Source organism: Streptomyces coeruleorubidus (assembly GCF_008705135.1).
GTDB classification, from domain to species: domain Bacteria; phylum Actinomycetota; class Actinomycetes; order Streptomycetales; family Streptomycetaceae; genus Streptomyces; species Streptomyces coeruleofuscus.
The window spans coordinates 6,441,881-6,454,418 of record NZ_CP023694.1; the positions used below are offsets into that span (position 1 = coordinate 6,441,881).

The following is a 12,538-nucleotide window of genomic DNA, read 5'->3' on the forward strand; positions in this document are numbered from 1 at the left end:
TGGGGAGGTGGGTCCTGCATGGTGCTCCTGAGAGGGGTACCCGGAGGAGCCTTCCCACCCTATTCGGGTGGGCAATCCGGCACTTTGTTAACTACTCACGCGTATGTCGACACACAAGACCGGCCTCGTCCGCGGCGGACGAGGCCGGCCCCTGCGCGTGGCTGCTCCTTCGCCCTAGGTGTGCGGCACCCGCAGTAACTTGTCCGGCGAGCCGGGACCCCGGCCGGAGATCTTCCCGGTCGCCGCTCCGTCGGCCAGGGCCTTCCCGACCTGGGCCGGAGCCGCCCTCGGGTGGTCGGCCAGATACAGTGCGGCGGCTCCCGCGGCATGCGGCGCCGCCATCGAGGTACCCGAGAACGTGGCCCGCGCCGTGTCGCTCGCCGCGGACGCGGAGGTGATGTGCACACCCGGAGCGAAGAGATCGAGGGCCGGACCGTGATTGGAGAAGGCCGGTTTTGCATCCCTCCGGTCGGTCGCGCCGACCGTGATCGCCTGCTTGACGCGCCCCGGCGAGTACAGACCCGCCGGCCTGCCGTCGTTGCCCGCGGCGACCGTGTAGGTGACGCCGGAGGCGATGGAGGCGCGGACGGCGGCGTCCAGCCGGTCGTTGCCCGGGCCGCCCAGGCTGAGGTTGGCGACGGCGGGTTTCTTCGCGTGCCGGGTCACCCAGTCGATCCCGGCGATCACCCGGGCCGTGGTGCCCGCCCCCGCGGCGTCGAGGACGCGTACGGAGACGACGCGGGCCTTCTTGGCGACACCGTGGTTCGTCCCGGCGACCGTGCCGGCGACGTGCGTGCCGTGGCCGTTGGCGTCCGAGGCGATCTCGTCGTTCCCGACGAAGTCCCAGCCGTGGCCCGCCCGGCCGCCGAAGTCCCGGTGCGTGGTCCGGACGCCGGTGTCGATCACGTACACGGTCACCCCGGCGCCCGCCGACTCCGGCCAGGTGTAGCTTCGGTCCAGCGGCAGACCCGGCTGGTCGACGCGGTCCAGCCCCCAGGAGGGCGGCTCGTGCCGGGTGCGGTCCAGCCGGACGCGGGTGTCCTGGACGACCGAGGCGACCCGGGGGTCGGCGGCGAGCCGCCCGGCCCGTCTCTCGTCGGTCCTGATCGCGTAGCCGTTCAGGACGGTGCCGTAGATGTGGCTGATGTCCACTCCGTACTTCTCGGCGAGGGCCCGTCCGGCCGCCGACGGAGCCCGTGTGCCCTCCTTCAGTGTCACCAGGTAACTTCCGTGCACGGAGCCGGGTTGTCCGGCGCCGAGTATCCGCCCCTCCGGTACGGCGTGCGCGGGCAGGGTGATGGCCGAAAACGCCGCGGCACAGATCGCCGCCGCCAGGCCCCCCGTCCAGCGCAGACGCCGTGCGCGCGTCCGTGCCATGGTCCGAGTTCCCCTCCTCGATTCGGCGTACGGCTGCCGCGCAGCACCGCGTGCGGCAGGCGCGGGCCGGTACGCCAGGGGCAGCCTCTCGTGGCGTGTGAAGCGCCACAAGGACGCCTATGGGGGCGGAATCGGCCATATCCGCGGATGGGGCGGTTCCGGACGATCGGGGATTGGGTGGCGGAGCTTCACCGGAGGCGGCACCGACGCCGGTACTGTCGTAGGTGACGTCGATGAAGCCCTGTGTCAGAACCCTGCGTCATCCTGCGAACGCGCCGAGGTGGAACCCGTGAAGGCGATCCGTCGATTCACCGTCCGACCCGTTCTCCCCGAACCCCTCCGGCCGCTCAGTGATCTGGCCCGCAACCTGCGCTGGTCGTGGCACGCGGAGACCCGTGACCTGTTCCAGTCCGTCGACCCCGAGCGCTGGGCCGCCTCGGGCGGCGACCCGGTCCGGCTGCTGGGCAGCGTGCCGCCCGCGCGGCTCGCGGACCTGGCCGGAGACGGCCGCTTCCTGCGCCGCCTCACCGCGGTCGCGGGCGATCTGAACGACTACATGACCGGCGACCGCTGGTACCAGGCCCAGCCCGACGAACTCCCCGCCGCGATCGCCTACTTCTCACCCGAGTTCGGCATCACGGCCGCCCTGCCGCAGTACTCCGGCGGCCTCGGCATCCTGGCCGGCGACCACCTGAAGGCGGCCAGCGACCTCGGCGTCCCGCTGATCGGTGTCGGCCTGCTCTACCGGCATGGCTACTTCCGCCAGACCCTGTCCCGGGACGGCTGGCAGCAGGAGCACTACCCCGTCCTCGACCCCAACGAGCTGCCCGTGGTCCTCCTGGAGGAGGCCGACGGCACCCCCGCCCAGGTCGCCCTCGCCCTGCCCGGCGGCAAGCAGCTCCACGCCCGGATCTGGCTGGCGCAGGTCGGCCGGGTCCCGCTGCTGATGCTGGACTCGGACGTCGAGGAGAACGACCTCGGCGAGCGCGGCGTGACCGACCGGCTCTACGGCGGCGGCAGCGAGCACCGGCTGCTCCAGGAGATGCTGCTCGGCATAGGAGGGGTCCGGGCGGTGCGCACGTACTGCCGGCTGACCGGGCACCCCGAGCCGGAGGTGTTCCACACGAACGAGGGACATGCCGGGTTCCTCGGTCTGGAGCGGATCGCCGAGCTCTGCGCCGAGGGCCTGGACTTCGACTCGGCGCTGGAGGCGGTCCGCTCCGGGACCGTCTTCACCACCCACACGCCCGTCCCGGCCGGCATCGACCGCTTCGACCGCGAGCTGGTCGCCCGCCACTTCGGCCCCGACGCCGAACTGCCCCGCATCGACGTCGAGCGCGTCCTCAGGCTCGGCATGGAGACCTACCCCGGCGGGGAGCCCAACCTGTTCAACATGGCCGTGATGGGCCTGCGCCTCGCCCAGCGCGCCAACGGCGTCTCCCTGCTGCACGGCAACGTCAGCCGCGAGATGTTCTCCGGCCTGTGGCCCGGGTTCGACACCGACGAGGTGCCGATCACCTCCGTGACGAACGGTGTGCACGCGCCCACCTGGGTCGCCCCGGAGGTGTTCCGGCTCGGCGCCCGGCAGATCGGCGTCCACCGCGCCGAGGACGCGCTGACCGTCGGCGGCTCGGACCGCTGGGACGCGGTGGCGGACATCCCCGACCAGGAGATCTGGGAGCTGCGGCGGGGGCTGCGCGAGCAGCTCGTGACGGAGGTGCGGGAGCGGCTGCGGGCCTCCTGGCGGCAGCGCGGCGCCCACACGGCCGAGCTGGGCTGGATCGACGGCGTGCTCGACCCGGACGTCCTCACCATCGGCTTCGCGCGGCGCGTCCCGTCGTACAAGCGCCTGACGCTGATGCTGCGCGATCGCGACCGGCTGATGGACCTGCTGCTGCATCCCGAGCGGCCGATCCAGATCGTCGTTGCGGGCAAGGCGCACCCCGCGGACGACGGCGGGAAGCGGCTGGTGCAGGAGCTGGTGCGGTTCGCGGACGATCCGCGGGTACGGCACCGGATCGTGTTCCTGCCGGACTACGGCATGGGGATGGCGCAGAAGCTGTACCCGGGGTGCGACATCTGGCTGAACAACCCTCTTAGGCCGCTGGAGGCCTGCGGCACGTCCGGGATGAAGGCGGCGCTCAACGGCTGTCTCAATCTGTCCGTCCTGGACGGGTGGTGGGACGAGTGGTTCCAGCCCGACTTCGGCTGGGCCATTCCCACGGCCGACGGTGTGGGGACCGACCCGGACCACCGCGACGACATAGAGGCCGCGGCGCTGTACGACCTGCTGGAGCAGCGGGTGACGCCCCGCTTCTACGAGCGGGGACGGAGCGGGCTGCCCGACCGGTGGATCGAGATGGTCCGCCAGACGCTGAGCCTGCTCGGGCCGAAGGTGCTGGCCGGGCGGATGGTCCGCGAGTACGTGGAGCGGCTCTACGCGCCCGCTGCGCTCTCCCACCGGTCCATGGGCCCGGACGCGGCGCGCGATCTCGCCGAGTGGAAGACCAGGGTGCGGGCGGCCTGGCCGGGGGTCACCGTCGACCATGTGGAGACGTCGGCGTCGGAGGTGCTTGCGGAGCTGGGTACGACGCTGGGGCTTCGCGTGCGGGTCGGTCTCGGCGAGCTCGGGCCGGAAGACGTGGAGGTGCAGGCCGTTTCGGGGCGGGTGGACGAGGAGGACCACATCGCTGACGCGGCGGTCGTTCCGTTGAAGCCGGTGGGGTCTCCCGACCAGGACGGGCGCTGGGTTTATGAGGGGCCCTTGTCACTGGATCGCACCGGGCCTTTTGGGTATACGGTGCGGATCCTGCCGGCTCACCGGCTGTTGGCTTCCAGTGCCGAGTTGGGGCTTGTGGCCGGGCCGTCTGAGGAGTTGGTGGAGGCTGCAGGGTTGTTGATGCGTTGAGGGTTGCCTGCGGGTGCGTGGGGGCTTGTTGCGCAGTTCCCCGCGCCCCTTCAGGCTTCCGCACCACCCTGCGTTGCCAGGTTCCGTAGGACATTGCCGCACCGCCGCGCATACGCGTGCTGGAAGCCCCTGGTTGCCGGGCCGCCGGCCCTTGCGTACCACTTTGCGGCGCGGCTGAAGGCGTTCACCGTCAGCCAGACCGTGCCGTCTCCCGTGCGGTCGACGACGAACGACTCCTCGCCGCTTTCCGGGTGGCCGGGCAACGTGCCGTAGGCCCAGCCGGCGCGGCGGGGCTCCTCGACCGTCCACACCACACGGCAGGGGGCCTTGATCATGCCGGCGAGGGTGACGGTGACGTCGACGCCGGGGGCGGCCCGGTCCGCGCCGGCGTCGATGCCGACGCCCAGGGCCCGGTGCATCTCCCAGGTGAGCACCGCCTCCGAGGCCCGGCGGAAGACCTCCTCGCCTTCCCCGAGGCGGGTGCGCACGTTCATGGGGTGGAAGCCCGGCGGGCAGAAGCCCTCGTCACGGGTGGCGCCGACGTCGGCATAGGTGAAGTCTTCCGAAGACATGGTCACCAAGACTAGGGCGGTACCCGGATGTGCCTTCGCTCCGGGTACCGCCCTCAGCCGCGCTTCGGTCAGCCCACGTTGACGGCGGACCAGGCGGACGCGACCGCCTTGTACTCGGCGCTGCTGGCGCCGTACAGCGCCGAGGCCGCGTTCAGGGTCGCCGTGCGGGCGCCCGCGTACTTGGTCGTCGACGTCATGTACGTCGTCAGCGCCTTGTACCAGATCTGGAGCGCCTTGGTGCGGCCGATGCCGGTGACCGTGGAGCCGTTGGACGTCGGCGAGTTGTAGGTCACGCCGTTGATGGTCTTCGTGCCGCTGCCCTCGGACAGCAGGTAGAAGAAGTGGTTGGCGGGACCGGAGGAGTAGTGGACGTCCAGGCCGCCCAGGCTGGACGACCAGGCGTCGGCGGAGTCGCCGTCCTTGCTGGGCTTGTCCATGTAGCGCAGCGGGGAGCCGTCGCCGTTGATGTCGATCTCCTCGCCGATGAGGTAGTCACCGGCGTCGGAGGAGTTGCCCGCGAAGAACTCCGCGCCCGCGCCGAAGATGTCGGAGGTCGCCTCGTTCAGACCGCCGGACTCGCCGCTGTAGTTGAGGCCGGCCGTGGCCGACGTCAGGCCGTGGCTCATCTCGTGCGCGGCCACGTCGAGCGAGGTCAGCGGGTGGGTGTTGCCCGAGCCGTCGCCGTAGGTCATGCAGAAGCAGCCGTCCGACCAGAAGGCGTTCACGTAGTTGTTGCCGTAGTGGACGCGTGAGTAGGCCGCCTTGCCGTCGTTGCGGATGCCGCTGCGGCCGAAGGTGTTCTTGTAGAAGTCCCAGGTCACCTGGGCGCCGTAGTGGGCGTCGGCGGCGGCGGTCTCCAGGTTGGAGGGGTTGCCGGTGCCCCAGACGTCGTCGGAGCCGGAGAAGAGGGTGCCGGTGCCGGAGGTGCCGCGATTGAGGTTGTACGTCTTGTGGCCGCCGCGCGTGCCGTCCGTCAGGGTGTAGGACGACCCGGACTTCGTGGTGCCGATGGTGACCTTGCCGCTGTAGGTGGTGTTGCCGGTGCCGGTCTCGATGCCCTGGTACTCGTAGAGCTTCTTGCCGGTGGCGGCGTCCGTGATGACGTGCAGTTCGTTCGGGGTGCCGTCCTCCTGGAGGCCGCCGACGACCGTCTCGTAGGCGAGGGCGGGCTTGCCGTCGGCCGCCCAGATCACCTTGCGGGGCGTGGAGTTCGCCTCGGTCTTCTCCGAGCCGGCCGCCTTGGCGAGCGTCACGGCCTGCTTCTCGGCCTTGGCGGCGGGGACCGCCGGCTTGAGCGAGGCGACCTTGAGCGCGGCCTTCGTCGCTCTGGTGACGCCCAAGGCCCCGCCCGACTTCGACTCGTGCACGACGAGGTCGCCGCCGAGGACCGGCAGGCCCGCGTAGGTGCGCTCGTAGCGGGTGTGGACGGTGCCGTCGGCGTCCTTCACGACGTCCTTGACGACCAGCTTCTCCTGGTCGCCGAGGCCTATCTCGTCGGCGGTCCCGGTGGCGTCGGCCTGCTGCTCCTTGATGAGTGCGGCGCGGGCGGGCGCGGTGAGGAGGACGGGGGCGGCGGCGAGCGTCGGCTTGCTCGCGGAGTCGGCGGCGACGCTGCTGCCGGAGGTCAGACCGGTGGTGAGCAGGGCGCCGGCCGCGACGGCGGTGGCGATGGCCAGCGTGGTGCGCTTGTGACGCGCGTAGAGAGGGGAGGTCACACGAGCTCCTAGATGTGGGGGAAGTGCTGCGGTGCTGTGCGGCGGGTGGGGGAAGAGTGGCACCTGGGACGCGTACATGTCAGGAGCGCCACGTGATGTTGGCCGGAAAACGACGGCGACGTGTCGCACCGGAGACGTGAAACGGGCGCCGCCCCGGGGGAGTCGAACCCACCGGGGCGGCGCCCTGCCCTGGGCAGACCGCGAAGGGGCCTACGGGAAGGTGAGCTTCCAGCTGTTGATGTATCCGGTGTCGCGGGCCGCGTTGTCCTGGACCCGCAGCTGCCAGACGCCGTTGGCGGCCTCGGAGGAGGCGTTCACCGTGTAGGTGGTGGCGATGTTGTCCGCGCTGCCGCCGGTTCCGTAGCCCTTCAGCGTGTACGCCGTGCCGTCGGGGGCGACGAGCTGCACCTGGAGGTCACCGATGTAGGTGTGGACGATGTCCACGGCGACCTGGAGGTTGGACGGCGCGTTGCCCGTCCGGCCGGAGACGGTGACCGGCGACGTGACCGCCGCGCCCCGGTCCGGGATCGCCACGTCGGCGGTGTTCTCGAAGGACGTACCGCCACCGCCTCCGCCACCGGAGCGGGCGCCGACGTTCACGCCCGCCCACGCGTCCTGGACCGCCTTGTACTCGGCGCTGTCGGTGCCGTAGAGCTCACCGGTCGCCGCGAGGGTGCCGGTGCGGGCGCCCGCGTAGTTGGTGGTCGAGGTGAACTTGGTGGTCAGCGCGCGGAACCAGATCTTCTCCGCCTTGTCCCGGCCGATGCCGGTGACCGGAAGGCCGTCCGAGGTGGGCGAGTCGTAGGTGACACCGTTGATGGTCTTGGTGCCGCTGCCCTCGCTCAGCAGGTAGAAGAAGTGGTTCGCCGGGCCCGAGGAGTAGTGCACGTCGATCGAGCCGATGCCCGAGTACCAGGCGTCCTTGGACGAGCCGTCCTTGCTGGGCTTGTCCATGTAGCGCAGCGGCGTGCCGTCGCCGTTGATGTCGATCTCCTCGCCGATGAGGTAGTCACCGACGTCGGAGGAGTTCTTGGCGAAGAACTCGACGGTCGCGCCGAAGATGTCGGAGGTCGCCTCGTTCAGCCCGCCGGACTCGCCGCTGTAGTTGAGGCCCGCGGTGTTCGAGGTGAGCCCGTGGGTCATCTCGTGCGCGGCCACGTCGATCGACGTCAGCGGGTTCGCGTTGCCCGAGCCGTCGCCGTACGTCATGCAGAAGCAGCTGTCCGACCAGAACGCGTTGACGTAGTTGTTGCCGTAGTGGACCCGCGAGTACGCGCCCACCCCGTCGCCGCGGATGCCGCTGCGGCCGTGCACGTTCTTGTAGTAGTCCCACGTCAGCGCGGCGCCGTAGTGCGCGTCGGCGGCGGCCGACTCCAGGTCGGAGGGGCTGCCGTTGCCCCAGACGTCGTCGGCGCCGGAGAAGAGGGTGCCGGTACCGGAGGTGCCGCGGTTGAGGTTGTACGTCTTGTGGTTGCCGCGGGCGCCGTCGGTGAGGTTGTACGCCGAACCCGACTGCGTGGTCGTGAGGTCGACCGTGCCGGAGTACACCGTGTTGCCGGTGCCGTTCTCGATGGCCTCCCACGCGTACAGCTTCTCGCCGGTGGTGGCGTCGGTGACGACGTGCAGTTCCTGCGGGGTGCCGTCGTGCTGGAAGCCGCCGACGACCGTCTCGTACGCCACGACCGGCTTGCCGTTCGCGGCCCAGATCACCTTGCGGGGCTCCCGGTTGACGGCCGGGTTCCTGGCGTCCTCGGCCTTGCCCGCGGCCAGGGCCTGCTGCCGGGCCTTCGCGGCGGACACCGCGGTCTTCGTCGTGGCCGGCTTGATCGCGGCGCGGGCGGCCTTCACGACGGCGGCCGTGTCGTCCGCCTTCGTGCTCTCCACGACGAGGTCGCCGCCGAGGACCGGCAGGCCGTCGTAGGTGCGCTCGTAGCGCGTGTGCAGGGTGCCGTCGCGGTCCTTGAGGACGTCGCGGACGACCAGCTTCTCCTTGGCGCCGAGGCCCAGGTCCTTCGCCGTCCCGGCCTTGTCCGCGTCGGCCTCGCGGATCAGGGCGGCGCGCTGGGCGGGGGAGAGCCGGACCGACTCCGAGCCGGGGTTCGCCTTGCTCGCGGCCGACGGTGCCTTCTCCGGGGCTGCGGTGGCGGTGCCGCTCTGCACGGCGGCGGCGATCAGCGCGGCGACGCCGGCGAGGGCCACGGCCGCGGTGCGGCGGGGCGTGTGGGGAGTGCGTCTGTGAGAGGTGCTTCTTCGCGAGGAACTGCTTCTCAACACTGGCTCCTTCTGCGGGACCGGGGGTCGCCCGGCCTGGGGAGGTGGAGGTGTTGCCGTGGGGTTGCCGTGGAGCAGTCGTGGGAAGCGTGGCAGGGGAGCGCGCTTTCTGTCAGGGGCGCGTCAACACTATGGCCGGAAACGGTTCGTTGACCGGAAGTTCATGTTCGCTATGCGGACGGTTCACGGGCGTCGGGCAGGTTCCCGTGCCAGGAGTGCCACAGCGCCGCGTAGGCCCCGCCGGCCGCCACCAGCTCGTCGTGCGTGCCGAGTTCGGTGAGCCGGCCGTCCTCCATCACCGCCACCCGGTCGGCGTCGTGCGCGGTGTGCAGCCGGTGCGCGACGGCGATGACGGTGCGCCCCTCCAGCACTGCGGCCAGGGCGCGCTCGGTGTGCCGGGCGGTCGCCGGGTCGAGCAGCGCGGTCGCCTCGTCGAGGATCAGGGTGTGCGGGTCCGCCAGCACCACGCGGGCCAGGGCGAGTTGCTGGGCCTGTGAGCCGTCGGTGCGGTGACCGCCCTGGCCCAGGCGGGTGTCCAGGCCCTCCGGCAGCTCGCGCACCCACGCGTCGGCGCCGACCACCGACAGTGCCTCCCACAACTCCGCGTCCTCGGCGGACGGTTCGGCGATCCGCAGATTGTCGCGGACCGTGCCGAGGAACACGTGGTGCTCCTGGGTGACCAGGACGACCTGGCGGCGCAGCCGCTCCGGTCCGAGCCCGACGACGGGCACGCCGCCGACCGTCACCGAGCCGGCGGTCGGCGCGTCGATGCCCGCCATCAGCCGGCTCAGCGTGGTCTTGCCGGCGCCCGACGGCCCGACCATGGCCAGCCGCTCCCCGGGCGTCACCGTCAGGTCGACGCCCCGCAGCACCTCCACACCCCCGTCGTAGGCGTAACGCACGCCGGTGACGTCGACGCGGTCGCCGTCCGGGTCGGGACCGTCGCCCTCCCCGGCGGCCCGCGGGGCCCGGGCCAGCCCCTCCACGCGGGCGAAGGAGGCTCCGCTGCTCTGGAGTTGCTCGACCCGCACCAGGATCTCGTCCAGCGGCCCGCTCAACTGGTGCAGATACAGGGCCGCCGCCACGACCGCCCCGAGGCTCATCGAGCCCGAGGTGTGCAGCGCCCCGCCGATCACCAGCACGCCGGCGACCGGGAGGACGTACGACACCTCCACCGCCGGGAAGAACACCGTGCGCAGGAACAGCGTGTGGAAGCGCGTACGGCGGGACGTCTCCAGCGCGTCCCGGCTCGCGGCGGTGCGCTGCTCGCGGAGCCGGAACGCCTCCACCGTGCGCGCTCCGGCCGCGGTCGCCGCGAGGATCTCCGCGACGTCCGAGGTGGCCGCGCCCTCGGCGAGATACCCGTCCCGGGCTCGCCGCAGGTACCAGCGCAACGCCAGCCAGATCGGCGTCAGGCCGAGCACGCCGACGGCACCGAGCAGCGGGTCCAGCAGGAACACCGCGCCGACCAGGAACAGGCACTGCACGAGGTTGATGAGCAGTTCCGGACCGGCGTCCCGCAGCGTGTTGCCCACAGTCGTGACGTCCGAGGTGCCGCGGGCCGTCAGGTCGCCGGTGCCGGCGCGTTCCACGACCGAGGCGGGCAGGTCGAGGGCGCGGTCCACGAACCGTTCCCGTACGCGTGCGAGGGTGCGTTCGCCGAAGCGGTGGCCTACGTAGCGGGCCCAGCGGGCGAGGAACAACTGGGCGAGGGCGCAGGCCAGGAGCACGAGGGCCAGCCGGTCCACGGCCGCCACGCCGTGTCCGGCGCGGACGTCGTCGATCATCCGGCCCAGCAGCCAGGGCCCTGCCAGACCGGCCAGGGCGGCGAGGGCGTTGAGGCCGAGGACGGTGGTGAAGGCCCGGGTGTCGGCCCGTACGAGGTCCAGCAACGCCCTGCGGACGTCCGCCCGTTCGGCAACCGGCAGGTGTCCGCCGCTCATCGGACGGTCTCCTCGGTGTCCCTGGCCACGAGGGCGCGGTAGCCGGGGGTGGTGCCGAGCAGTTCGTGGTGGCTGCCCGAGGCCGCGACCTTGCCGTCGACCAGGTAGTGGACGGTGTCCGTGCAGTCCAGGACGAGGGGGGAGGTGGTGGTCACGACCGTGGTGCGGCCGTGCCGGGCCTCTCCGAGGCGGTCGGCGACGGTGGCTTCGGTGTGGGCGTCGAGGGCGGAGGTGGGCTCGACGGTGAGGAGGATCTCCGGGTCGGCGAGGAGGGCTCTGACCAGGCGGATGCGTTGGCGTTGGCCGCCGGAGAGGTTGCGGGCCTGGGCGGCCATGTGGGTGTTCAGGCCGTCGGGGAGGGCTTGGACGATGTCTTCGGCTGCGGCGGTGTGGAGCGCCGTCTGAAGTGCCGTGTTGTGTTGTGTGGCGGCTGCGGGCCTGTCGTGGCTGGTCGCGCAGTTCCCCGCGCCCCCAACAGGCCTGATCATGTCCTGGAGGGTTCCTGCGAACAGGTCCGCCTCGTGGTCGGCCAGCAGGATGCGTCGGCGGATCTGGTTCAGGGCGATCTCGTCCAGTCGCGTGTCGCCCCAGGTCGCGTTCGAGGGGGTGTAGCGGGCGAGGCGGTCCAGGATGGTCGTGGCGTCTGCGGGGTGTTCCGCGACCAGGGCCGTCAGGCGGCCGGGGAGGACGCGTACGCCGGACTCGGGGTCGTACAGGGCCGACGGTTCGGACGGGGCGTCGCGCGTGCCGGTGTCCGGCATCGGCTCCAGGCGCAGGAACCGTACGACGCGACGCGCGCACACCAGGCCGCGGCTGATCTGGTAGCCGCACTCCACCCAGAAGGACACCGGGCCCACCAGCACCGCGACGTAGCCGTAGACCGACACCAACTGGCCCACGGTGATGTCCCCCTGGGCGGCCAGGCGGGCCGCCAGCCAGGTCACCACCGCGAGGAACAGGGTGGGCAGGCCGATGCCGAGGGCCTGTACCCAGCTGGTCACCGCGCCGACCCGGTACCCCTGCTCGCGCAGCCGCTGCGAGTCGCGGCGGAAGGCGTCCGCGACCAGTGTCTTGCCGCCCAGCCCGGCGAGGACCCGAAGGCCGCCCGCCAGGTCGCCGATCCGCGCGGTGAGTACGCCCTGCCGCTCGCGGTACTCCGTCTCGGAACCCTGTAGCCGCCCGAGCAGCGGGCCGACGAGCAGGACGATCACCGGGATGCCGAGCAGGACGACCGCGGCGATGAGCGGCGAGACCGACACCAGCAGGACGGCGACCGCCAGGTAGGCCACCACCGCGCCGACGCCGGGGCCGACCACCGTCAGTGACTGGCTGATCGTCTGCACGTCGCCCACGCCGATCGTGACGACCTCCCCGGCTCCCATCTGCCGGGGCAGCCAGGCGCCGAGCCGCACCGCCTGGCCGACGACGACCTTGACCGTGCGGAAGTTGGCGTCCATGCGGACGCGGGTCATGGTGCGGTGGCGCATGATGCTCAGCCAGGAGTTGAACGCCCCGACCGTGAACAGCGCGCCGCTCCAGAGCGCCAGCGCGCCCATGTCGCCGGGCTCCAGACCGTCGTCGATCGCCCGGGCCATCAGATACGGCGTCGCCGCCAGCAGCACCATCCAGACGCTGCCGAACATCGCCCCGGCCGCACACCGCCGGGGCTGCCGGGCGACCAGCCACCACAGGTAGCGGCCGCCGCTGCGGGAGTCGGGTGTGCCGGGGTCCTCGTACGCGTCGATCATCCGC

At 71.7% G+C, this 12,538-nt stretch carries 7 protein-coding genes; 1 reads left to right on the forward strand and 6 read right to left on the reverse strand.

What is annotated here, in order from left to right; translation table 11 throughout:
• Window positions 1-174: 174 nt before the first annotated feature.
• Complete coding sequence (locus CP976_RS29940; RefSeq protein WP_150483115.1) at window positions 175-1,377, reverse strand: S8 family peptidase; 1,203 nt, start codon at window positions 1,375-1,377, stop codon at window positions 175-177.
• A gap of 289 nt (window positions 1,378-1,666) precedes the next feature.
• On the opposite strand from CP976_RS29940, the gene CP976_RS29945 reads away from it, so the two are divergent.
• The gene (locus CP976_RS29945; RefSeq protein WP_150483116.1) at window positions 1,667-4,285 is read left to right on the forward strand and encodes a glycosyltransferase family 1 protein; all 2,619 of its coding nucleotides are present in this window, start codon (window positions 1,667-1,669) and stop codon (window positions 4,283-4,285) included.
• A 50-nt stretch (window positions 4,286-4,335) separates the two neighbouring features.
• Here the strand turns inward: CP976_RS29945 and CP976_RS29950 are convergent, their stop codons facing one another.
• From CP976_RS29950 to CP976_RS29970, 5 genes are all read right to left on the reverse strand, one after another.
• Window positions 4,336-4,857: a DUF1990 domain-containing protein gene (locus CP976_RS29950; RefSeq protein WP_150483117.1), complete on the reverse strand. Its 522-nt coding sequence runs from the start codon at window positions 4,855-4,857 to the stop codon at window positions 4,336-4,338.
• 68 nt (window positions 4,858-4,925) lie between these two features.
• Window positions 4,926-6,572 (reverse strand): M4 family metallopeptidase, encoded by a 1,647-nt coding sequence (locus CP976_RS29955; protein ID WP_150483118.1) that lies wholly within the window; start codon window positions 6,570-6,572, stop codon window positions 4,926-4,928.
• A 210-nt stretch (window positions 6,573-6,782) separates the two neighbouring features.
• Window positions 6,783-8,843 (reverse strand): M4 family metallopeptidase, encoded by a 2,061-nt coding sequence (locus CP976_RS29960; protein WP_150483119.1) that lies wholly within the window; start codon window positions 8,841-8,843, stop codon window positions 6,783-6,785.
• Window positions 8,844-9,013: 170 nt separating this feature from the next.
• Window positions 9,014-10,786 (reverse strand): ABC transporter ATP-binding protein, encoded by a 1,773-nt coding sequence (locus tag CP976_RS29965; protein ID WP_150483120.1) that lies wholly within the window; start codon window positions 10,784-10,786, stop codon window positions 9,014-9,016.
• A complete protein-coding gene (locus CP976_RS29970; protein ID WP_150483121.1) occupies window positions 10,783-12,534 on the reverse strand; it encodes an ABC transporter transmembrane domain-containing protein in 1,752 nt (583 codons plus the stop codon). The genes CP976_RS29965 and CP976_RS29970 overlap by 4 nt, the downstream gene beginning before the upstream one ends.
• Window positions 12,535-12,538: the final 4 nt, after the last annotated feature.

Excerpts from the sequence above, each read along its gene's own strand:
- CP976_RS29965 (WP_150483120.1), bottom strand. The coding sequence starts at position 10,786 with ATGAGCGGCGGACACCTGCCGGTTGCCGAACGGGCGGACGTCCGCAGG.
- CP976_RS29970 (WP_150483121.1), bottom strand. The coding sequence starts at position 12,534 with ATGATCGACGCGTACGAGGACCCCGGCACACCCGACTCCCGCAGCGGC.
- CP976_RS29950 (WP_150483117.1), bottom strand. The coding sequence starts at position 4,857 with ATGTCTTCGGAAGACTTCACCTATGCCGACGTCGGCGCCACCCGTGAC.
- CP976_RS29940 (WP_150483115.1), bottom strand. The coding sequence starts at position 1,377 with ATGGCACGGACGCGCGCACGGCGTCTGCGCTGGACGGGGGGCCTGGCG.